Genomic DNA, 24,086 nt, shown 5'->3' on the forward strand with positions numbered 1-24,086 from the left:
AAAATGTACAAAACAACGATATTCTGTACATTTTGAGGAGATTACTTTAAAGCAAGTTTGTCTATTATGCCTACAAGCTCACCCACCTCTGGTTTGCTAAGTTGAGCATCCGCCTTTACAGCTTCTCCTTTATGCTTTAATTCATCAGTTATAAGTGAAGAAAATATTATAACTGGAAGCTTTCTTAAAATTGGGCTTTCTTTTATCTTTCTCGTTAAAGTATGTCCATCCATCTGTGGCATTTCAACATCCGTTATAACAAGTTGTACATCTTCGGTAAACCTGTCTCCTTTTTCACTAGCCAATTTATCTAAATAATCATAAAGTTGTTTTCCATCATCAAATAGCTTTAACTCTTTAAATCCAGCTTTATAAAGAGTATCTTTTAAAAGTTTTCTAATAAGTGCAGAATCATCTGCCAATGCAATTTTTATATTTGATCTATCCTTATACTCAACATCAACAATTCTATCTTCACTTATACCAGTTTTAGGGCTTATATCTGTAACAATTTTTTCAAAGTCCAACATTAAAAGAATTGTTTTATCAAGCAAAATATTTCCTATAACCAAAGAATTTGCAGAAATGTCATCGGGCTTTAAGATTTCCTCCCACTTTATTCTATGAACTCCAAGAACAGCATCTATGTTAAATGCAACTTTTAATTTATTAAATTCACAAATTATCACTTTTGAATATGAATCTGCCTGTTTTTGTTTTTCTATTATGTACTTTAAATCTATAAGTGTTATTATCTCATTTCTGCATAATATTAATCCAGCAATTGCAGGATTAACTTCCGGCAATTTTGTTATGTTTCCATTTTCAATATCAATTACTTCTTTTACCTTTATAATATTAATAGCAAAATGCTTTTTTCCTATAACAAACTCTAATACCTCAACTTCACCCGTTCCACTTTCTAGTAATATATTGCTCTCCATAAACTCTACCCACTTTCAATAATATTAATTATCATGATTACTACAAGTCCATTATATACCAAATTATAATTATTTTCTACATTAATTTTATTTATCAAAAAGAGAGGTTTATACAACCTCTCTTATCATACTTCTTAAAATCCAAAATACCGCTGCTCTTTCATTGACACCTATCCATTCGATAGGTGGGTGTCCTCATTAATGCTTCTATATCCTTAATGCCTTAAAGGTCTCACAAAAGATGCATATACACATTAAAATTTGAACTCCCTTGACTTAACTGTAGGTTCAAGACAAGAGCTCACAAATATTTCAGAATCTATTCATCTGTCGAAAAATATTATAACATATGGATATTTCAAAATCAAGTTTAGGTTAAAAAAGTTTTGCATATATTTTTTCTATTTCCTGTCTTGATAAAAAAACATAATTATTTGCAAGAAGCCTTTGTTGACCTTGTATTACACTATCTGTAAATTGACCTATCTCTTTTTCCTTCATACCATACTCTTTAAGTGATTTCTTAACAAGTAACTTGTCAAGAATTTCAGATAGCTTCTCATACACTTTGCTTGTATCTTTTATTTCTAATATACTAGACAAGATTTCATTTAAATCACTTATTTCTCCATTTGGATTTATTCTATTATATGTATTAAATACTTCAATAAAAAATTGATAATTTGCTTCTCCATGAGGTACATGATATACTCCTCCTAGTGGATACGAAAGTGCATGTACTGCTCCAACTCCAGCATTTCCAAAAGCTATTCCCGCATAGTTACTGGCAAGTATAAAATCTTCAATGATTTCATTTCTGTAATCTTCTCCATTTCGAATTACATCCTTATAACCATTAATTATTAGTTTTATAGCCTGCACGCTAAATAGTCTTGTAAAATCATTTGCATTTGGCGAAACATACGATTCAACTGCATGTATAAGTGCATCTATAGAGCTTGTGACAAAAAATTTATACGGAAGAATCTTTACTAACTCTGGTATTAAGACTGCATAATCAGGATACATTTCATCAACAGCAAGGCCCATTTTAGTATGCCTTTCTTTTATCTCAGCTATAGCTACATTTGTAACCTCACTTCCTGTACCGCACGTAGTTGGTATAACTATAAGTTCCTTTTCTTTAACTATTGGAGCTTTCTTATCAAATAAATCTATTGATTTATTCGTATTTTTTAATGCTAGCAATTTACAAATATCTATTATAGATCCACCACCGATAGCTATAATCCTCTTTATTTCTTTGCCTTTCATATCTGATACTATTCTATCTATCATCTCATCTGAAGGCTCACCCTTGCCATAATCCTGTCTAAATACAAAATCAGCTTCTAAATTTAACTTTTTCATAAAAGGTTCATATAAGTATTTATTGGTCAATATAAAGTCGCCTTTTCCTATATTAAATTCCTTTGCAAAATCACAAAAATTATCAAACTTACATATCTGTGGGGTCAAGCTAATTAATTTCATAAAAAATTCTCCTTATTTCAAATTAATATTTTACTTATACCATATTACTATATTGATTTTAATAGCACAATATCTCCAAGGGACAAATCTCTCTTTAAAAATCTTGCCAAAATATAAGTCTAGTAATTAATCAAATTAATATCTAGAGTTAATAATAATTTAATTTCAAGTAAAGATAAGAACCTTTTTTATTTAAGTTGCATAGTATAATCTGAAAGTAAAAATATTGAGGTGAACAAAGTGGCTTTTTCAGATAGGGAGCTTCTTGCAAGAATAATAAAATGTGAAGCTGGTGGAGAAGGCGACGTTGGTATGAAAGCAGTAGCAACCTCTATTATGAATAGAGTCAGGGTACCTTCTGGTGAATATCACAGAATTGGTCAAGGAGATGTTAGAAAAGTAATTTATCAGCAGGGTCAGTATGATTGTATGCGTTCATACCTAGGAGGTGTAGCAAACCCTCAAACCATATGGGCAAATCCTCCAGATCAAATACATTACGATATTGCTGATTGGGCTCTCGCTGGTAATAGACTTTATCCCATTGGTTATTCACTATGGTACTTTAATCCTTATGGTATATGTCCATATGCTTTTCCACAAAATGGAACAGGCAGTTTTCAAGTTAGCATTTTACGACATTGCTTCTATAATCCAACAGCTCTCTACTATACCACTTAGCATTTAATTTTTTAGGAGGTTCTTTTATGTATCGAAGATACTGTAATGATTGTTTCCCATCATTTTACTTACCAAACAGGCAAAATCCAAACGTTAATACTGATATGCAAAATGCAAGTCCTAAAGCACCAGGTTCAGCAGCACAAAATCAAATACCAGCTCCAATGCCAATGTCCCCTTCAGATTTTGAACAAGCGCCAGGTTCTCCAACAAATTTAGATACTCAATATACTCAAGGTTACCTAAAAACAAAAATAGGTAAAAGAGTGAGAATATCTTTTCTTCTTGGAACAAATACATTTCAAGACCGTACTGGGACACTACTAGAGGTAGGTATAAGCTACGTTGTTATTCAAGATATTGATACAAATACTCAAACACTTTGCGATATATATTCAATCAAGTTCGTTACTTTTTATTCTTAATATTCAAAATATAATCTAATAATTATGATATCTATCTGTTTATCCTATTAATTAAAATATTTTACTCGTAATTGCCATATACTTATATTATAAGTCTGTACAAAAGTAACAATTTTCGTTTTGAGATACCAAACTGTTAGATAGCACAAAAGCAGCATTAACAAGTGTTAATGCTGCTTTTAATACGTTTTATTTTGCAGAGCATATTTCATTTTATATAATTGACTTAATTCTATGTCCAATTAAAACAGGCTTTACTTTTCATACTTATATATAGCCAGAAGTAAACATGCTATATTCTTCCAATAAAAAAACACCTATAAAAGGTGTTTAAATCTAATTTAATATCCAAAATACCGCCACCCAAATTTTGACACCTATCTCTCGATAGGTGGGTGTCCGCATAAATGTCGCTATCTTCCAACTGTCGTTAAATCTCTCACAATAGTCCTGATATTAACATTTACTATAAAACTCCCAATTAAGTAATGTAGGTTCAAAATAAGAGCCTCGCAAATATCACAGAAACAATAAATTGGTGCGAAGGACGGGACTTGAACCCGTACGGTTGCCCACACGCCCCTCAAACGTCACCTTGAATTTTTATATGAAATTGTATTTAAACTTCTCATTTAAACACGCTTAAACATTCATATTAATAACACGTTGTTACTATTCACAAGAAGTATTATAACATTGAAATATATTCAATGCAATACTTAAATAAAAAAATTCATATAACATAAAGATTTAGACACTACCAACCAATTTGTACATTAATAGTTTTCTTTTTAACAGATACACCATCACCATCTGTATATATTAATACTGTTTGTCCTGTTGAAACACCTTTTAAAATAACGCTTGTATTTGTTTGACTAACTATACTGGCTTTACTTATATCACTAATTGTCCATGTTCCGTTCGGTGCTGTTCCATCAGTATAATCAATAGTATAAGTTCCCGTTTTATTAACATTTAATGCTTTATTTCCTTGAATTATATCTAAAGTTTTTGTAGTTGCTGACTTTGATATTATATTACAAGATACTGTTGCTGTATGTGCTGTATTATTTGTATCTGTATAAGTTACTGTTATTGTTGAATTTCCTGCCTTTATGCCTGTTACAAGCCCGGTAGCATTTACTGTTGCAATAGTAGTATCACTACTTATATATGTAAATATTGCATTGCTTAAAGTATTTCCATCTTGTGTTACATTTGCTGTTAATTGTTGTGTACTTCCTACCTCTAAACTGCTAATACTTGAAGGATTTACACTTACAACATATGTATGTGTAGTTGCTGTATGTTGTGGTATTTCATTTACTGTATCATCACCAGTAATAAAAACATCTACCTTACAATTCAATTTTAATACCCCTGCAACAGTTCTATCTATTGAAGTTATTTTCCAAGCATAACCAAACTTAATTAGCCTATCATTTAATGCTATAACATTTGTACTTGTATTGCTCTGTACAGTTATATATACTTGTCCGTCAAGCAATTGCATATATGTTGTAGTTGTAGTATCAAGCACCTTTGTATCTACAAATATAGGAGTTTGCTTTAAAGTATCACCACACCAATATTTTAGGACAAACGGGCATTCCCTTACAACATAAATACAATATACATTATTTATGTTCTGATTTAATGTAATAACAATATATGTAACATTATTATAAGTAATCATATCTCCTTGCTTTAGATCTTTTGTAGTATAAAAATATTTGGTATCAATCTCTTTTTCCTTATCATCTATCTCCTTAAATACACCTTTTATATTAGTAGAATTATTTAATATGCAACTTTTACCACTTCTTTTAATCAAAGCATTAAATTGATTAAGTTGAGTATTCATATTATCGCCTACCTTTTGTAAACAATAAACTTATATTAGAATATTCCTCTGTCGTATCTGTAGAAGGTAATGTTGCTATCCTGCTTTTTATATCTTGTATTCTACTCTGTAAAAGTTTATATGCTTCACTTGTACTTAATCCAGTTGTATCATCACTTACTTTTCGCATTAAGTCAACATCATTAGCAATTGCTTCCAAAATATCCACAACGGACAACAGTAAATCCCTCTGCATTGTAGATTTATCATAATTATCAGTTGCAGTTAAGTTATTCTCTGATAAGTACATTGTATATGTAGAATCTTCAAAATAATCTTTGTTATTTAACTCTATTTTTAAACGATCTAATACTGTCATATTATCAATCTTCCTTTCATTAATTTTAAACACAAAAAAAAGATGTCATTATTGCGACACCTTATAAATAAATTTACTATATATAATATCTAATATTCCTTTATTTCCTAGGAAACTCTCCATTAGTACCAAAATGATTATTAAACATATTTTGTAATTTAATTACCTCAGAGTTACTGTTGGTATCAAAATTTTCAGTACAAAAAATCATGTATTTTTTTCCTAATGCAATAAAAGTTACACCTAAATTATAATTTTTATTTAATACATCACAAACAGTGTTTGGTTTATATAATTCTAATATACTAATTGCATCACTATAAAAATATCCTAATCTTTTTATTTTTCCTATAGTAAGATGCCTCCATTGCTCAATTTCTTTACGTAATAAATCAATATCTTCATTAATCATACTACGTTTACCTCCTACCAACTTAAATTCTGTATTTTGATATACAACTGTTGGTATTTTTACATTTCTTAAATCTTCTAAATCATCACTATATGTAAGTGTAAAATCAGGATTCTTTGCATAATAATTCCCGCTACTCTTATTATAAGTAATTTCAAAAACAAACCCTTTATATGTATAAGTTTCTATACAGCCACTTGATTTTTTCATAATAAAAATAAAAACCTCCTTATATACATCTTTTTTTAATTTAATTCAGGTATTATTTTATGCAACCTCTCTGCAACTATTGGTACATTTTTATGTTCTATTACTATATCTTCATTCTCATTTTTATCATTTATATAATTTATAACTATATATTTAGTTATATTCTTTTCTTTTTTAGGTACTCCAAATGCAAAAACTCCTAATGCAATCAACCTACTAATTGTAACCCTTTGAGATATTTGTTCTTTAGATTGTACAGTGATACTTTTTATACTATTAATTGGTACTAATAATATATCTCCTTTAAAAACATCATGCAAAATTAAATTATGACTATTTCTTTTTATAACAATACCTTCTATATGTGAATCTAGTATCTTAGGACAACCACCAATGTAAGTACATCCAATTGCTATAGGAGTAACTTTATCCTTATTAACCTTGTCAGTATTATCGTTACTATCTTTGTTAAAATTATCCTTAGGCTTTAAGACAATGACAATCATTAGAATGAATAGCAAACCTATAGTAATCAAAAAAATTTTATCCATATCTCTATACCTTCCTTATTATGTTGTATATTAATTATTCTACAAAATAACTATAACCCCTTCTATATTTATCAACAATTTACAATTAACTAATTTTTTTCTGTGGGTAAAAAATACACTTACTATAGGTCGACCTCGAGAAAAGGGGCAATTACATTAAAAAAATTAAATTTCTACAAAAAAATAGAGAATAATATCTTATTCCCTTTAGAATTTTTATACCATTATTAAATTCTACTTTCCTAAATTTCACTAGAATTGATTTTAAAATATCTTATTTAATATATCTACTGCATTTTGCTTATCCTCTGAACTAGAATTTACATAGTATTTATAAGTAATATCGGTTGAAGAATGACCTGCAATTCCAGCAATGGTCTTAATATCTACACCATTTTTAACCATTGTACTAAAGCAAGTATGTCTGAATTCATGAGGTGTTACTGTATTAATTTTTGCATCTCTGCAATAACTATTCAGCATTTTATTAATTGCTATTCTTGTTAATGCTCCTCTTTGCCCTTGCAATAATTTATTATCTTTTGTAACTGGTCTTACTTCTAAATAATCTTTAATTGCCTTTACTACTGCACTATTAAGATTAATTCTCCTATTCTTATTGCCTTTGCCGTTCCTTATATTAATGTAAGAATAATTGTTACTTCCGTTCCTCTCCGTTAAACATATGTCATCAAGTTCAATATTAATTAGTTCTGAACATCTTACACCTGTATTAATCAGTATTTCGTATATGCATATATCACGCTTATTATTGGATGCATATATTGTACGTTTTAATTTAAATAAATCATGTTTATCTATTACTTTTACTTCTGTATTATCAACACTCTTTTGTTTAACATCTTTTGTATCTATCATTATATTACTGATATCTGTATTGTTAAGATATTTCACATACTGAACTATTGATTTAACTTTTCTATTAATTGTATTGGTGCTTTGCTTCTTATTAATGTTTAAATATTGTACATATTGCTTTACATCTATTTCAGTTATTGTAGTTGTATCTGCTCCTACTGTATCATATAGCCATTTTAAAAATTGGTTGATATCTGTTTTATATGCACTTATTGTATTATTACTTTTGCCTTCTCTTTTTAACTCATCAACAAATTTATCCACCATATTCATATATAGCCCCTTCTTTCACTATCTTTATTATACTACTCTATACATAACTTTGCAACATAATCTTATGTTATGTATAGAGTTTTGATAAAAAAGTTATGAATTTATACTCAAAATAGTTAATTAAGAATAGAAAAACTCTATACATAACTATTTAAGAATAAACAAGAAGGATTTTATATATGATATACATTCCACATAAGTGTGGAAACTTTTCAAATGCAAACATGAAACTCATTTCATATTTATCATATTTCAAAAAATTTCCATATAAGGGGCGATTTTTTTAAAAAATTTCAACTTCAAAAAAATTTTTTAAAATTTCTCAAGGGTAACAGGGCAAAAATTTTTAATTAAAAACTTGAAACTCACTTCAACTTTAGTTACCCATAAATTTAATATTTATAATTGTTAATAATTTATTACTATTTTCCCTCATTTTTAACTTCATTATCTTGTACATTAGATGTCGTGTTTTGCGACTTCTCATTATCATTATTATCTGTATTATTTCCCGTAGAATTATCTGAATTATTTTCTTCTTTTAATCTTTCCATTTCTGTAGATACATCTGTAGTCAATGGTGACTTCTCTATAATGCTCTGTTTGCTTATAGCCCCCATATTAAACTGTGTCTGTATCTCATTTAATAAATCTTGTCCATTAACTGGTCTACTATAATTAAATTCTACATCTACATAATCATTATTATTGAATGTAATACCCAATAATCCTAACAACTTATCAAAATAAAGAAATCTCTGTTGTAATCCTCTCCTCATCCATTTTTCATTTAACATTGCTTCAACATCAGCCAATTGATACAATAACTTTAAACTAACTTCACTAACATTAGCAACGTTACTATTGCCCAATGCAATCGAAGGCATATGTGCTATTGAATTTAATTGTTGCTGTAACTTATCCAAATATAATTTAACTGTATTGCTGTCAATTACAGCATTTTTATAATCAAATGAACCTGTATCCAAATTAATTGAATATCCACACGCATCTGCTGGAATACTTCCTTCTATTTTCTGACCTGTTGTTACTGGCATGGGATTAAGTGATAACGTGTATATACTATCAGACATTTTTGAAAATATATCCTCAAATTCATCGAACAAAGGTTTTAAATCCTCTAATATACTTCTACCAAAATTATCATATTCACTTTCATTGTTACTGTAATGAATAGGTAATCCACTTATATTATTGCTTGTACTAATTAAACGTAAATCTCCGCCTTGATTATTCCATTGTTCAACCCTATCAGCATAATATACATTATAATAACTAACACTATTGCTCTGCATTGTATAATACTCTATAAAGCCAATGTAGTCGCCTGTATCTTCGCTATAGATAGGGTATCCATCTTCACTTTTAATTATTTTACTGCATACGTTCTTATTATTATCAATATAAACATATTCATATGAATCCGCATACTTAATTACATTATCAAGTAATTTAAAATCTATATTATTATAATTGCCTCTCCTATATACGTTTTGATATTCCTTAACTTTCCCCTCGCTTCCAGTAAGTGATAAAGGTTTTCCCAATAAATATGTGCTATGAAAGTTTAGTATTGTTTTTGCTTGATTTAAAATTAACTTTTTAGTTATGTATTCTTGTCCTTTCCATTCTGCATCTTCTCTTTCTAATATCTTATGATGCCCTAATAGATATTCTTTATTATTTATTACATTACTAATTCTTACTATATGATTGCTCTGTTCAACTTCATCTTCAAACCAATTAACATTATTATTATATCTATCTGAAATATAATTTTCTAAAGTTTGCATATTACCGCCCCTCCTATTTTATTTTTGTCAAAAGAAATAAAATAACTGGAATTAATATTACACTAATAACATATTTCCAATTATCAGTACCTTTATTTTCATTACCTAGCATAAAATTTTCTAGCTTTTCACTTAATTTTTCTATTGTGTTATTCAACTTTTCCATACTTGCATTAAGATTTTTAATTGTTACTTGCTGTGTTGCTGTATCAACCTTAATATTATTTATATCTTTCTCACTTGCTGTTATCCTTTGCTCATGATTATTTAATTTTTCTATTATATCCTTATTTTCCATGCAACTTCATCTCCTTTATATAACACATCCTAAGTTAAACTTAGGACGTTAAAATTTATAATAAAATCTATTCTTCATACTTACTATCGCAAATGCAGTAGCCATTACACTATCATCATGTGAACCACTTATTGCTCCCATACTTCCATTATCATTAATTTCAAATACCTTCATTTCCTGTAGCAACCTTCTTGAATTAATTTTTAATTGTCCTTTAGCAAACAATTCAACAAAATCATTTATAATTAGTGATTTACTTTTATTATTAGTGTCAAATCCAACATTCCAAACTGCTCTGTTTAATTCATCATAGGATTGATATTTAGTCATATTCATATACTTATATTCATATCTTAATTTTTCAATTGCACTATGTCCTCCTGAAGCTTTTTCCACTGTAATAAGACCTTTATTATAATATCTGCCCAGTTCATCTATTATTTCAGCCATTTGAAAAGGCTTTAATTTATTATTATAAAACTCTGCTACTTGTTCGCCATTTTTGTCGAAAACTTCTACAACAGAATAATCTTGTGAAACCCCCTCACTCAAATCACAACCTAAAAAGTACCTTTCGCCACTCTTAGCGATTTTATATATAAAAAAAGACCTGCCATAATGATTCCTTAAAATCATAGGCAAATCTATAATATTTTCTTTCTTTATATATGTAGTTTTATTATTAATTATTGCACGTTCTACTGCATCAATTCGTTTATTATCAAATATATTACCCCCTGTACTTATAAATGCTTCTACTGCTGTTGAAGGATATTCTTGATGAAACATATCTAGTCCACTACTTGCAACTTTACCTCTACGCCACATTAATTGCTCTATAGTAGCACCCATTTTTGATAATTCTCGTTCCTCTTCATCAAGTTCATTTTCTGTAAGTAATTTATTATTATTTCTTGATTTATATAATTCGACTGCATTCTTATAATCTTTTTTGAAAAGTGTACTTCCATTGATCCAATTAAAGAAGAAACTTTTATAGTTATTTTCATTATTTTTTGCTTGAAAATATAAATCGTGAAAATAGTTGAGTCCGTTTGCAGTGGATTCGATAATTAATTTTCCTGTTGGTGCAAGTGCTTGTGTAATAGAATTTAACTGTTTTTTAGGCATCTTCCAAAAAGCAAACTCACTTAAATGTACTAAATGTAATGTATCCCCACGAGCAACGTCTTTATTTCCTGCACAAGTACAAGTAATTTTACTGCCATTAGTCATCTTTATTTCTTGTCTATTATTGGCAACTGTCTTAGGTTTAAGCCATGTAGGCAAACTATTAAATTGCTGTTTTAATTTATCAAATATTGCATTACATGATTTTTGGTCATGTGATACCAGTAAACACGCACTATTAGGATATACAATACATTGCCTTATTGCTAGTCCAACTGTGCAAACTGACAAACCTAGCTGTCTACTCTTTAAAACTATATTAAATTTTTCTAATCCTTCAACAAATTCTTTCTGCTCTGCTGTAAGTACGAAAGGTACTGTTTTAGTATCTTTATTTACTATCTTAATAAAAGCACCTATCCATTCAACCTCATGTGCATCTTCCCATAACCATTTTAATTTTTTAACATTTTCAATACTTAAAGCCATTATTCACCACCACTTTTCTTTAATGCAGGAATATCTATACCTGTAAGATAATCGTTCATTTCATTTTGTTTATCTTCAAAGAATTCACTCTTAGAGAAATCAACTACCCATTTCGCAGCATTGGTATCTCCTTTTTCAATTGCTTTTATATACATAGCATCATATACATCACAGATTTTAACAAACCTCTTTTGCTTCATGTATGTACGTATTGCTTCTTGAACATCTTCCCTAATTAGCCAATTTTCCATAGCATTTTCAAATTCACATCCACAACTATTTTTACAACTCTTATCAAAATTTTCTTTAGTTCTGTCCTTTGCACTTGTGTCTACGTACCATTTCACAAAAGGATATATTTTATTTGAATTAACATCTAATTTTTGCATTATTGTTCCCTTTGTTGTTTTAGTTTTCATATATTAGTTGCCCCTCCTATTCAAAATTATTTATAATACAACTCTCTCTCCCGTTTCTTCATATATTTTTTTTGCATATGCCCTCTGTTCCTCGTTTGGCTTATAATATTTGTATTTAACATCCTTCTTATTTCTATTGAAAATTTTATTAATTATTTTTTTTAACATAAATTATTCCTTCTTTCATAATAGTTAATTTTTATGCGTTCAACTGACTGAATACCGCATATTAGATTTATAATTGTTCATTATAATAGTTATATATAAGGGGCGTCCCTCTTGTTTATGTTTCGTTCCTACGTCACTACACAGAAACAATTCACCTTTGCCCCTTAAACCCTAAAGGGAATGATGATCTATTTTTTTATCTGTAATAATTCACACATACAAAGGGGGTTTGGGGGAAATGTTAGGGTGGGCATGGTTTTTGCCCGCCTTTCCCCCATGTATACCTAGTTCAGAAAGTTGTCACTTTTTAAAATACATAATATACGTATTTATATTTGTTATATAATATATAGCAGTTTGAAAAGTGACAACTTTTTTTCTACTAGAATGGCACATTATTTTCTTGACTATTGGGTGTTAATCCTAATTCTTTTGCCCAATAATCTGCTTCTTGTAATTGCTTCTTTGGGTCTTCCATACCTTCAATTTTATTAACAATATTAAGTGCTTTATAATCCAATACTACACGTACACAATTCTCTATTGTTTTATGGTATATTAAGCTAGTAATTCTATCGTTATCGTACTTATTGCATCCCAAAATCTTATGTCTTTCTTGTTTTTTCTTGACTCTCTCTTTTGTCCTTTCTACTGAAAAATAATCAACAACTTCTTTAGAAAAGATATTATTAAATTCCTTCTCAAGTTTCTTAACATTCTTTTGCTCTTGCACATTCTTAACAACAATCTTATACCCTTGCCAAAATCCATCTATATCAATTTCATTTATATCAAAATACTCCATAACCCTATCATTAATTTTTTTATAATACTCCATTCTTAGGGGTATGTTATTAATTAGTTGTTGTTTCTTTATTCCCATTTCTTGCAATACATCTTCTTCTGTCTCTTTTACAAAATCTATATCTATATCATTCATTGGCTCAATGTCACCATCTTTGGCTACTAGATATGTTAATGTATACTTTAATTTATCAGCATTCTGTAGCCTGTTTAAAGCACCTAGTAATGCTGGCTTTATTTTGTTATGCATACAATAGAATAGGTCATTTTCAGCAAGCCAATTATTATGTTGATATGTAGTATATAGAAATTTGTGAAATTTATTTCTATTACATTCACAAACTCGATAATTAAAGTTGACCATCTTTATCATCTGTGCCAAACATGAATTTGTTATGTATACAATATATTCATGATGCAATTCCTGCTTATTATATAGAAAGTTTTCTATTAATTTATCTGTATATTGTGCATATTTATTATTGTTCCCATGGCTACCTTTAGATTTGCCCCTATTATCAATTTTTTCTTTTGGCTCTGCATAGATCTCTGTAACAATAAATCCATTACCCTGTTTTGTATATTTAAAATACCTTTCCCAATCTTGTAATTGCAATTGCTTAGATTTGCCACCTTTAATTGGTTCATCTAATACTTCACATAGTTCCTTATAATTTTTGTATTTTTTGTTTAATTCTAAATTCTCTAAGTTCATAATAATTTAACCTCCTACACATTTAATATTTTTCTAAATTCATTTTTTAAATCAAAAACTTTTTCTACTGCTAATTGTAATTCTTTTGTATTTACAAAACTATACGCCATTTTCCCTTTAAAATTTTTAAATTTATAGTACCTAAATCCTAAAAAACTTAGTGTATTAGCAATATATATTGAATCTGTTTCATAAAATTTCTTTTCCATTCTTAATTACTTCCTTTCATAATAGCTGTGTCAAGATGATACAACCCAATTGACAGCACATTTTTATTCCATGCAATTTTGCACTATCCAAAATTGGCTAAAGCTTGAGATTTAAAATAATTTAGAGGTGCTATTACTGCACCCCTATAAACTTTTAATAACTAAATTTTATATAATTTTTATTTGTTAATGCTTGTGTGAAAATTTCATCATTATTTGCTTCTAAATCTGCTTTAAATCTGCTAAATTGATATAATGGTAATCCTTTATCTGTATATGTATTTGTTTGATTATATTTATTTTTAGGTAAACAAAAAGGCAAGTTAAATAACTTACTTAGTCCGTTAAGGTCTATGGAAGTTTTTAACTCACCATCTTCATTCATGAATATCTTTTTATTTAATTTATATTTTTCTATTATATTGATAAATTCTTGCTTTGTATGCCTTTCTGCAACATCTATGATTATATCTAATTCCATGTCTTTTAGATATCTTCTTTGTGTTCCACTAAAATCAATCTTCCAAGGAAAGAATGGTATATACATTCCATCAATCGCAAGTAAGACCATTAATGCCTCTTCTGTTAAATTAGATATATCATAATCATAGTAACTTATTATCTCTAGTGCTGTAGAACCTGCATATTTGCTATAATATGTATTTTGATTTATACCTTTAATTACATTTATATTGGCACTATTTTCATTTTTATTTAATGTAGTATGATTTCCCCAACACCTGCCAACATTTAAATCCATATCAATTCCACATAATTTTAAGCCATTTTTATAATTATCTGCTCTATACAACTTACTAAAACTATAAAAATGAGATAGTTCATATCCTTTTATCTGCTGTAATAAAATACATGAAAATAAACTATCTATATCGTCTGTTAAACACATATAATATTTCTTATCATTATCAACCCATGCTGGAAAATTCTTTTTAATTTCTTTATTCATAATTTTTTATGTTTATAATTTATTATTGTAAAAAACGTTTATATATTTTTTCTGTTTCCATCGCCTCACCTTCCCGTACTATTCTAAGTTACAATGTTAATTATTAACATTTTTACACCTACCTTTCAAAATTTTGTTTATGTATTATATTTCTTTATATGTAAAACTGTATAAGCATCATTTGCCCCTAGAACGCATTTTAAACGCTGATTAGTGTAATTACATTACTCCAATTTAGACGTTAAATAACGCTCATAATGGCTATTTTTTAGTTGCTCTTTTCTTAACTTCCTCTTTAGATTCTTCTTTAAATAGTTCTTGTACCTTTTTTCTTTCGCCTTCAGTTAAATTTATATATTTTATAATTTTTTCATAGTTTACTGAAGGTATAATTTCTTTTTCATTCATAATCATAGATATATAATTTTTTGAAACTCCCAAATAATTTGCAATTTCTTGTTGTCTAATATCTTTCATTATTAAAACTGTTTTTATCTGTCTACCTGATAACATTAAGTTTCCTCCATTCTTTGTTTAAAAGTTAATTAAAAAAAAGGAATAGATAGTTTTACCTACCTACTCCATAAAAACTATTTATTTTTTATCATAACTATACCTGCATCATTAACTAAGCCAACACCTGCAATTAAATCTGCATTGATTTTAGTTGATTTTGTATCAATGTCCCTTGCTTGCTCTGTGTTAAGTTGTCTCTTATATGGAACTAATAAAGAACCTTTCTTAATTATATAAGTGACACATTGACTATTTGTTGCATCCCATGTACCTTTAGAAGATAAAACGACATTGATTCCTCTAAAATCTCCAATTATATTCTGCTTTATAATTCCATTATCTTTTGTAACTGTAGTATTTGTACTATTTACAAATTCAGGCATATTAATAAATGCAGATTTCAATTTTGGACTAATAACTATGCCTTCAAAATCAGTTATATTTTGCTTGTCTCCGTATAGATTTAATGCAGTATCTACTTCTGCTGCTGTTATAGTTGTTGCACTTGCACAATTTGAAACAAGTGGTGTAGTACCTGCTACACTTACGACTGTATCATCTAATTTTTCTGCAATTAATTGTCCTATTTGTTTAGACATTTCACCTACTGGGTCACCATAACTTGCAAGTAATGCTCTATCTGTTATCTGATAACCTTTCGCAAACTGTTGTAGTTCAATTTTTTGAGTTGTATGTGTTAATTTATCATAAGGAATTGAATCTCCTTCATTTAAAATAACTGCTGAACTTCCTAAACTCCATTTTGGTATAGTTAAACTATCACCTGCTTGTCCTTCTAAATCATTATTAACATCAGCAAAACCTAGCATAACACTATTAGTTAAAATTGCCTGTTCTATAAATGGTGTATACACCTCGGGGATTAACATATCTGCTCTCATACTTCCTGTAAATGCCATAATAAACATCATCCTTTCGTTTTTTAATTATTTTTTTATATAAAAAAACAACTGACCTATACAATTGCAGACCAGTTGTTAATTACACACATTTTTATTAAGTTTTAATTATCAGACATATAAATTAGAAAATTCATTCTTCTGATATTATTATCTTTTTTTAATTGTTCTTTTATTGATTCTATTACTATCTCAGGGTTATCAAGAAATTGATCTCTTGATATACATAGCGTACACTTAGGATAGTTTTGATTAGACAAATCATTCATAATCTTCTCCTCCTATTTACTTAATCTGTTATATAAATCTTTATTACTTTTAAATAAATTAACTCTATCCGTATAACTCATTTTTAAGAATTGTTCCTTTGTAATAGAATCCTTCTGTGAATTATGCTGTGTTGGTTTATACGAATTATCTATTGCATTGTTTTTTATTGTATTATTAAATATCTCCTTTAAACTGCTTATTTCAGTTTTTACATCCTCTGCTCCTGTAAGATATTTTCCCAGTCCAGAAGGCAAACCCTGCTCTTTAAGTTCATTTTCAATATTCAATAATTTTTCTTTCTTAGATACTTCTTTTTCTTTATCCTCAAGCACTTTCAACCTGTTTTCAAGTTCAATTTCACCATCACTTTTCTCTTTTGGCTTGTACTTATTTAGTTCATCCTCTGCTGTCTTTAATTTTTTACTGTATTCTGTTCTTACTTTGTCAGTTTCACTTTGCACTTTTGCATTAAGTAATTGTGTTACTTCCTCTTCTGTATAAGTTTTTACCTCATTTACCTTTGTATCCTCTTGTTTAGTTTCTTGTGTTTCAGTTGTTTTTGTTTCATCTGCCATATTAATTCATTTCTCCTTTCAAGTTTCCTATATTGTCCCTATATAAATAGTTACAATAAAAGACCCTTATAAAAATTTTATTTATTATTAAGTAAAAACTCTTGTAAGTTCTTACTAACTTTGTCTGCTACTTTTCTATCATTTTTCATGAAATGGCTCAGTGTACTCTTATGTACACAAATTTTTGTTGCTATATATGTATATTTAATACCTCTGCTTTCAACATAATTAATTACTTGTTCTCTTATTTCATCATCATTCATTTTCCTTTCTCCTCTATTAATTTCTATAAATTTACACCAACAAATGTTGCATATAAAAAAATATATATAAATTTTTAATTGTAAACATAACAAAAAGTCCCTATAAAAATATAAGGACTATGAAATATATATAAAGAAACTAAAAACAGTTTTCCAACCTGCAAAAATAATTGCTATGTATTAATTCCCATAGCACAGCCATTTATACATTTGCTTGGAGGCGACAGGGTTTGAACCTGCTACAAAATGGCGAAAACTTACCTTGAAATGAATAACATTACAACTTTCTGGGTATTAATAACCCATTTCAAACACCATTTTTAATTATAGTGCCTCAAATCGTTTATTAATATTTACTTATTTACTTCATATAACGGAAATCCGCATAAATCCGTAAACCGTTGATACATATAGCTTATAGCTACTATGATAAAAAGTAACATATTTTATTTATTGGTTATATTCTTCCTTCCCTTAAAGAGAATTTTAATCATACCCTTCAAATATAGATATATCAACGATTATAGCGATTTTTCTAAAACTTCACATATTAATATTTCTTAGATTTTTCATACTTTTTCTTTGCCATTCTAATTGTTTTTCTTTTTTGCATTTTGTCCTTATTTTACTTATATTTTAGGGTGTTAGAATTTTCAAAAAAGTTCACGTTGATTATTTTATTTACTTATTCTCTATACATATTACAGAATAAGAATTTTTTATTAGAATATCCTCTTAACCATTGGTATATCTAAGTTACAGAGATTATTCTATTTTTCTACTTTTATCAAAATTTCTTTTCCATTCCCTTAAAGAAAATTTTAACTACACCTTTGAAACATAGATATATCAATGGTTTTAACGATTTTTCTATTTGCAACATTTACGATTTTCTTGCTCTTTTCTATATAACGGAAAATCGCACAATTTCACAAACCCTTGATATATGTAGTCTACAGTGTTTTTCTATTTTCTCGCTTTTTAATTTTATTATTTCTTTCCCTTAAAGACTTATGAGTAAAAACCTGCAAAGCTTTATATACCAGTTATTCTTTAGTGTGTTAAAGTAATAATGTATTCTGTAAACCTTGATATATATAGTCTGTAGAGTTTTTCTATTTTATAACATTTTCTCTCTATCACTCATATTAGGAAATATACAAATTTTTAAGAAAAACTCTCAAATCCGTTGGTATACGATAGTTTGAAGATTTTCTATTTCGTGACATTTTATAAAATTACCTTTTGGGCTAATCAGTCCATAACTGAATCCTTTTGTGAAGATTAGTTTGCTTATGGAACGTTGTCCTTAACTAATCCAATTTTTCAATTTTTTTGTCTCCCCTTATATGTCAATTAGCACATTTCATATTTTCCTTGTTTTTATTGCATTTTAAGGCTATAATTTTTTCAAAAAAGTTCACTTTTTACACTATCATATAACGTCACTTGGCTATTTTTTGAATCCATTGGTATTACTAGCTTATAAAGGTTTTTACATTTCAAACTTTTTTACTTTTTATTTCTATTCTCTATACATATTACAAAACGGAAATTTTTTATAAAAATGCCTTCTTACACGTTGATATATCTAACTTATATAAGGTTTTCTATTTTCCTAAATTGTAATTTTTATTTACTTATTCTCTATACATATTACAGAATAGAATTTTTTTATCAAAATACTCTCTTAGCCATTGGTATATCTAGGTTATAGCGATTTTTACATTAGTCGAGAATTGTATTTTTCTCTTATTTTTTCTATCCATAGTTCCTAAGAAGATAAATTTGATAAGGCATTGATATTACTAACTTTGAATGGTATCTCTAAATTCAATTAACGACGATAAATGTCAAATATCCGATACGAAAAAAAGGTATCTCACCGACCACGAATATATTCAAGCATCGTATTCGGTGACGACGCTCAACTTTGCATTCACTTTGAAGGGAACGTTAATTACATCCCCCTGCCATGAAGTCGCTCCCCCTTAAAAGTGGATTGCAAAATATTATTACTTAAGCAAATAAATCTAATATCTCCTAAAGCCTTGATATACAATGGTTGGCACATGGTGTGGAAACGTTCTTGTAAATGGCTCAACCATGCGATTTATAGGTAGTTTTTTGCTATACTTTCGTTTTAATTGAACTATAATGTGTTTTGTGAATAATTGTATATCTAATAAAAATATATTGATTAAAAAGCAAGTATATGATACCGTTGCCCACACGTGAGACACTAGACACACATCTGTGGAAATCCCGTTTTGTTATATCTCAAAAATTTTACTCAAGGGGAATTTCCACCTCTAATAAAAAGCTTATTTTATTTACTTATTTACTCCTCATATTAGGAAATATGCAAATTTTCAAGAAAAACTCCCGAAACCGTTGATATACCTAGCTTTACAGTTTTTCTATTTTCCTAAATTTTCGTATTTTTTTCATTCTTTCTCTTGCTTTTTCTTTGTCAATTTCTTTTCCGCATTCATTACAATATTTCTTTTTATTATTAGTTTGCTCTATTTTTTTACCACATTTAATACAATAGCCTTTTTTGTAATTTAAATATTCAGATATAAAACTCTTTAAATCTCTTTATTTCAATAATATATAGCAAAATGAAATACATCATTTTTATTACCTATAAACATACAATTAATATCATCATCTATATCTGCTATATCTACAGTATATTCTTTCAGATTTCTATAATATCTATATTCTATATCTTTTGTTAACATTGTTTTTGTATTATACTTAATAAAAGGAAATAAATTACATCTTGTTACGTTTACTTTAGGACAGCAACCTTTTCCTTGACCTAATTGCAATATTTTTGAGAATGAATCCACTACATTAAACCATCCAATTACAAATGCTACATTACCTTTTTCTCCATTTTTTATTTCTGTGCATAACCAATCAAAATCTTTTTGAAAGGAATCATACCAAATAGTTTTATTAGATTTATAAGTTTTATTTCTTGCTTTACTGCTTTGACTATAACTATTAAAATTCCTTAAGTATTTCACTTCTATTTTAAAGCCCTTTTGCTTAACAACAATATCGTGTCCTTTTCCTTGCATGTTAAAATTCGCCATATTTTTAAATGGATATCCTAATCTTACTACTAAATCTGCTTCACTAAATTCTTCATTAGCCATATATCTTTTCTCTTCTATTGTTTTTTCTTGTAATCTGGTATTAAATTCATCAATTATAAACAAACATGTAGAAATTAGATATTTTTCAATCATAACCATTATCCCCCCATAAGTAATAACTATTATGATTTTATTATAGCATATAATTGGTAAAAAAATACATTTTTATTATATTATTAAATGATAGCTTTAATTTTAACTGCATTTTGGTTCTTTCTGAAACATAAATAATAAGGACACCAACCAAGTGTCCTTTAATAATTTTTTTATATTTAATTTTGTATTGCAGTAACAATACCATTTTTAAAGTATATGTATGTACTATAACCATATACCCATTGTTCTTCTTTTCCATTTGCAGTTGTTGTCGTATTAATATGATTTGGTTTTCCAATCATACTATGTTCAACTTCCGCATATGTCATTCCAATTTCAGGATATTTATCTTTAAATGAATCTAGCCTTTCTTCTTCAGCTTTATCTGCCTTTTCTTTAGCTTGTCTTTTGGCTTCCTCTTGTTTATCATATGTATCCCTTAAAACTTTATTAACAGTATTGTCTTTTGATTCATCTACTATATCATATCCAACAATTGCACCTTTTTCTATCATTAATTTTATAACATCAATTCCACAATTGTTTTTCACAGCGTAATTAAAAACTGAATCTCCGTCAACTTTGCTATTAATATCCACTCCTTTTTCTACTAAATTTTTTACTATACTTTTTTTGCCATGGTCTATTGCTCTTTCAAGATTTTCACCGCTTGTATCATTACTTTCCTTTTCAGTATAATCCTTAATTTTATCATTAACATCATCTTTTATTGATCCTAATCCTACATAATTTATATTAAACTTCTGTGGAATTTCTTTCAATTTATCAATTGCTCCATAATAATCATTTTCATTTGCCATTTTATCAGCATCAGAAATCATAGCATCTATTTTTACTTTTGCTTTATTAACTTGATTAAAATAAATACATCCAAAAACTAATATTACTATACCAATTAATACCAATGTTACTTTTAATATTTTTTTCAGCATATTATCGCCCCAATCCAAAATATATGTATATAATTTGTTAATTTTATATGAATAAATTATACATCTAAAATTTAAAAATTAAAATAAAAATATACATATAAATTACACTTGATTTTTGATTTAACAAGAATAATGTTTGGGAATGTTAAGCAACCTTGAAGTGAGAACGCAGTTTGCCCTAAAAATCACGAGCAAACTAACATAATGTTTGGTATGTGTTGAAGTTTCCCTCTCGTTATGTACTGTTATTGTATTAATGTTTTTACTCTACTATTCGCCCATAGAGTGCCTTATAAGCTACATTAATGCCGAATTTAATCCGAATGTACCACCCCAGATAATTTAGCATAAACGGTCATCTGAACCCGATTAAGGAACATTTATTATAAAAAATAACAGTAAAATAATATGTCCCCATAAATTTTATAGCATCGGCTTTATGTAACCTACTAGAAATTTTAACGTTGCTCTAGTGCTTGGACAACTTACCTATCGTCTAAAAAAGGCAATAAGAAACTAGACCTCTTGAATTTTCTATTTTTTTGAAGTAAAATAGAATTATCAAATTTGTTGAAGCAGAGGTTTAATAAATCTGTATTCAATTATGGACTGGTGTTCTGCGAAAACATCAGTTCATTTTGTTTTTTAGTACCATTCGACGGAGCCACCATCTATGTTCTCATAAACTCGAATCCAATCGCCATCCTTAAAAGTTACTTTTATTGCAACTTTTGTATTTTTTATTTTCATTGGCTTATATCCTTGAATTTCTGATTGCATTTCTTGGGATTGTAGTTTTTTATAATAATTAAATAACTTTTCATATATTGTCATTATCTTTTGCCCCCCTTTTTAAGTGATATATGCTTTTTATCAGAATCAGAAGGCAATATATTCTTTTGAAATTCTTCTACATCTTCAATTAAGTCTTTTGAATATATTTTTGAATATAATGAGATTAATTCTGGACTTTTATGCTGAACTAAAAATTGTATTTTAGGTATTGGAACACCTTGTATTACTAAGCTTTTAATATAGAACCTTCTAAAGGCATGAATAGAGGTCATTTTAACCCCTCGCTTTTTATTGTAATTAGATATATAAGTATAAAGTTTATTTGATGTTAATTGTTCCCCATAGCAACTTATAAGCAAATATTCATTTTTTATGTTTTGCTCACTTAATACACTAAGATATTTTTTTAATACTTTCTTTAATTCTTCAGCCAAAGGCACACAATGAGTTTTTTTATTTTTGGTATGCTTATACATTACAAGATTATTTTCAAAATCAATATCCGCTACTTTCATATTTATTGCTGTACTTAATCTGCATCCTGTAAATACAAATACGTTGATTGCTACATATGCAACATAATCTGAAAAGTTACATTGATGTATATTAGGTTTAACTAATAATTTTTGTATTTCTTCTATTTCATATGTCTTTTTAGGAGTTAAATCTGGAGTTGGAACTGTAATATTAAATTCTGGCATATAATTATTTTTCATGGCAAAATAAAGGAATGTACGTAATCCTCTTATATTTGTAGAAATGGTATTTTGCGAATTGTTTCTTATATCTCTGCAATATTTAATATAATTGCTTATTGTAATCTTAGTAATATTGCATATTGGTTCTTTATAACTTACAAAATGATAAAGTGCTTCTAATACATTATTGTAAAAAGAGAATGTTGCTGGTCTTAAACCTCTTTCTTTTAAGTCATTTTCAAATTCTTTTTGAACTTCTGCAATAGTAATTTGTGGGTATATTGATTCAGATTGATTTGAGATATTCTTTAAAATAATCTTCTTTTTCATGCTACTATCTCCTCTTAAAAATATTGTGAAAATAGCAACATACGTCTAACACAAAAAATAATAACACGTCTAATTAACTTTAATTAATCAAACGTGTTATTATTATCAAACCTTGAAAACCTATTATTTTCAACGGTTTAACGATATTAAATTGGTGCGAAGGACGGGACTTGAACCCGTACGGTTGCCCACACGCCCCTCAAACGTGCGCGTCTGCCAATTCCGCCACCCTCGCATACAAAATTACTGACAAAAAATATTATACTACTTTTTTTACTTTTGTCAAGGATCTTTTATAATACTTTTTGAAGCTTCTATGATTGAAAAGTGATAATGTCTTAGTGTACCACATTTGATTATGTCCTCAAAAACAAAATTTATAGTATAATAAA

General features: G+C 28.1%; 26 protein-coding genes, 1 tRNA gene and 2 other RNA genes. 2 read left to right on the plus strand and 27 right to left on the minus strand.

The features are described from left to right. Positions 1-41 precede the first annotated feature (41 nt). From LQK79_RS05950 to LQK79_RS05960, 3 genes are all read right to left on the minus strand, one after another. A complete protein-coding gene (locus tag LQK79_RS05950; RefSeq protein WP_231015900.1) occupies positions 42-944 on the minus strand; it encodes a chemotaxis protein in 903 nt (300 codons plus the stop codon). A 134-nt stretch (positions 945-1,078) separates the two neighbouring features. Continuing rightward, a non-coding RNA gene (gene ssrS, locus LQK79_RS05955) (6S RNA) lies at positions 1,079-1,266 on the minus strand. A gap of 53 nt (positions 1,267-1,319) precedes the next feature. Further along, a complete protein-coding gene (locus tag LQK79_RS05960; RefSeq protein WP_231015901.1) occupies positions 1,320-2,438 on the minus strand; it encodes a 4-hydroxybutyrate dehydrogenase in 1,119 nt (372 codons plus the stop codon). A 240-nt stretch (positions 2,439-2,678) separates the two neighbouring features. Between LQK79_RS05960 and LQK79_RS05965 the strand changes: the two genes are divergently transcribed. Together LQK79_RS05965 and LQK79_RS05970 are read left to right on the plus strand one after the other, a co-directional pair. Further along, the gene (locus LQK79_RS05965) at positions 2,679-3,119 is read left to right on the plus strand and encodes a cell wall hydrolase (RefSeq protein WP_231015902.1); all 441 of its coding nucleotides are present in this window, start codon (positions 2,679-2,681) and stop codon (positions 3,117-3,119) included. A gap of 26 nt (positions 3,120-3,145) precedes the next feature. Beyond that, entirely contained in the window at positions 3,146-3,544 is a 399-nt protein-coding gene (locus LQK79_RS05970) for a hypothetical protein (protein WP_231015903.1), read from the plus strand. A 341-nt stretch (positions 3,545-3,885) separates the two neighbouring features. On the opposite strand, the gene ssrS (LQK79_RS05975) is transcribed toward LQK79_RS05970, so the two are convergent. The 24 genes from ssrS (LQK79_RS05975) to LQK79_RS06090 all read right to left on the minus strand — a co-directional run bounded on the left by ssrS (LQK79_RS05975) (position 3,886) and on the right by LQK79_RS06090 (position 23,929). Further along, a non-coding RNA gene (gene ssrS, locus LQK79_RS05975) (6S RNA) lies at positions 3,886-4,075 on the minus strand. Between the two features lie 226 nt (positions 4,076-4,301). Beyond that, entirely contained in the window at positions 4,302-5,411 is a 1,110-nt protein-coding gene (locus tag LQK79_RS05980) for an Ig-like domain-containing protein (RefSeq protein ID WP_231015904.1), read from the minus strand. 1 nt (position 5,412) lies between these two features. Then, positions 5,413-5,769, minus strand: coding sequence for a hypothetical protein (locus LQK79_RS05985; protein WP_231015905.1), 357 nt, complete (start codon positions 5,767-5,769; stop codon positions 5,413-5,415). A gap of 100 nt (positions 5,770-5,869) precedes the next feature. Next, positions 5,870-6,391: a hypothetical protein gene (locus LQK79_RS05990; RefSeq protein ID WP_231015906.1), complete on the minus strand. Its 522-nt coding sequence runs from the start codon at positions 6,389-6,391 to the stop codon at positions 5,870-5,872. Positions 6,392-6,426: 35 nt separating this feature from the next. After that, positions 6,427-6,942: a hypothetical protein gene (locus LQK79_RS05995; RefSeq protein WP_231015907.1), complete on the minus strand. Its 516-nt coding sequence runs from the start codon at positions 6,940-6,942 to the stop codon at positions 6,427-6,429. Positions 6,943-7,206: 264 nt separating this feature from the next. Beyond that, a complete protein-coding gene (locus LQK79_RS06000) occupies positions 7,207-8,094 on the minus strand; it encodes a tyrosine-type recombinase/integrase (protein ID WP_231015908.1) in 888 nt (295 codons plus the stop codon). Positions 8,095-8,516: 422 nt separating this feature from the next. Next, a complete protein-coding gene (locus LQK79_RS06005) occupies positions 8,517-9,908 on the minus strand; it encodes a phage portal protein (RefSeq protein ID WP_231015909.1) in 1,392 nt (463 codons plus the stop codon). 13 nt (positions 9,909-9,921) lie between these two features. Then, the gene (locus tag LQK79_RS06010; RefSeq protein WP_231015910.1) at positions 9,922-10,206 is read right to left on the minus strand and encodes a coiled-coil domain-containing protein; all 285 of its coding nucleotides are present in this window, start codon (positions 10,204-10,206) and stop codon (positions 9,922-9,924) included. Between the two features lie 48 nt (positions 10,207-10,254). Further along, on the minus strand, positions 10,255-11,826 hold the full coding sequence (locus LQK79_RS06015; RefSeq protein WP_231015911.1) for a terminase large subunit: 1,572 nt from the start codon (positions 11,824-11,826) through the stop codon (positions 10,255-10,257). Further along, positions 11,826-12,245, minus strand: a complete 420-nt coding sequence (locus LQK79_RS06020) for a hypothetical protein (RefSeq protein ID WP_231015912.1) — start codon at positions 12,243-12,245, stop codon at positions 11,826-11,828. The genes LQK79_RS06015 and LQK79_RS06020 overlap by 1 nt, the downstream gene beginning before the upstream one ends. Before the next feature lie 30 nt (positions 12,246-12,275). Continuing rightward, positions 12,276-12,413 (minus strand): hypothetical protein, encoded by a 138-nt coding sequence (locus tag LQK79_RS06025; RefSeq protein WP_231015913.1) that lies wholly within the window; start codon positions 12,411-12,413, stop codon positions 12,276-12,278. A 382-nt stretch (positions 12,414-12,795) separates the two neighbouring features. Further along, positions 12,796-13,932, minus strand: a complete 1,137-nt coding sequence (locus tag LQK79_RS06030) for a hypothetical protein (protein ID WP_231015914.1) — start codon at positions 13,930-13,932, stop codon at positions 12,796-12,798. A 14-nt stretch (positions 13,933-13,946) separates the two neighbouring features. Next, positions 13,947-14,141, minus strand: a complete 195-nt coding sequence (locus LQK79_RS06035; protein ID WP_231015915.1) for a hypothetical protein — start codon at positions 14,139-14,141, stop codon at positions 13,947-13,949. A gap of 154 nt (positions 14,142-14,295) precedes the next feature. Next, entirely contained in the window at positions 14,296-15,108 is an 813-nt protein-coding gene (locus tag LQK79_RS06040) for a hypothetical protein (RefSeq protein ID WP_231015916.1), read from the minus strand. 261 nt (positions 15,109-15,369) lie between these two features. Further along, the gene (locus tag LQK79_RS06045; RefSeq protein WP_231015917.1) at positions 15,370-15,621 is read right to left on the minus strand and encodes a helix-turn-helix domain-containing protein; all 252 of its coding nucleotides are present in this window, start codon (positions 15,619-15,621) and stop codon (positions 15,370-15,372) included. 77 nt (positions 15,622-15,698) lie between these two features. After that, positions 15,699-16,544 carry a phage major capsid protein gene (locus LQK79_RS06050; RefSeq protein WP_231015918.1) on the minus strand — a complete coding sequence of 282 codons (846 nt, stop codon included), beginning with the start codon at positions 16,542-16,544 and terminating at the stop codon, positions 15,699-15,701. 104 nt (positions 16,545-16,648) lie between these two features. After that, positions 16,649-16,813: a hypothetical protein gene (locus LQK79_RS06055; RefSeq protein WP_231015919.1), complete on the minus strand. Its 165-nt coding sequence runs from the start codon at positions 16,811-16,813 to the stop codon at positions 16,649-16,651. Between the two features lie 12 nt (positions 16,814-16,825). Then, positions 16,826-17,389, minus strand: coding sequence for a capsid assembly scaffolding protein Gp46 family protein (locus tag LQK79_RS06060; protein WP_231015920.1), 564 nt, complete (start codon positions 17,387-17,389; stop codon positions 16,826-16,828). Between the two features lie 77 nt (positions 17,390-17,466). Then, positions 17,467-17,652 carry a hypothetical protein gene (locus LQK79_RS06065; RefSeq protein WP_231015921.1) on the minus strand — a complete coding sequence of 62 codons (186 nt, stop codon included), beginning with the start codon at positions 17,650-17,652 and terminating at the stop codon, positions 17,467-17,469. A 2,606-nt stretch (positions 17,653-20,258) separates the two neighbouring features. Beyond that, complete coding sequence (locus LQK79_RS06070) at positions 20,259-20,915, minus strand: hypothetical protein (RefSeq protein ID WP_231015922.1); 657 nt, start codon at positions 20,913-20,915, stop codon at positions 20,259-20,261. Positions 20,916-21,094: 179 nt separating this feature from the next. Beyond that, entirely contained in the window at positions 21,095-21,871 is a 777-nt protein-coding gene (locus tag LQK79_RS06075; protein WP_231015923.1) for an ankyrin repeat domain-containing protein, read from the minus strand. A gap of 645 nt (positions 21,872-22,516) precedes the next feature. After that, the gene (locus tag LQK79_RS06080) at positions 22,517-22,705 is read right to left on the minus strand and encodes a hypothetical protein (RefSeq protein WP_231015924.1); all 189 of its coding nucleotides are present in this window, start codon (positions 22,703-22,705) and stop codon (positions 22,517-22,519) included. Further along, positions 22,705-23,694, minus strand: coding sequence for a tyrosine-type recombinase/integrase (locus LQK79_RS06085; RefSeq protein WP_231015925.1), 990 nt, complete (start codon positions 23,692-23,694; stop codon positions 22,705-22,707). Before LQK79_RS06085 ends, LQK79_RS06080 begins: the two co-directional genes overlap by 1 nt. Before the next feature lie 152 nt (positions 23,695-23,846). Further along, positions 23,847-23,929 (minus strand) — tRNA-Leu (locus LQK79_RS06090). Between the last annotated feature and the right edge of the window lie 157 nt (positions 23,930-24,086).

The sequence above is a fragment of the Clostridium guangxiense genome, assembly GCF_021043395.1.
In the GTDB taxonomy this organism is placed as follows: domain Bacteria; phylum Bacillota; class Clostridia; order Clostridiales; family Clostridiaceae; genus Clostridium_S; species Clostridium_S guangxiense.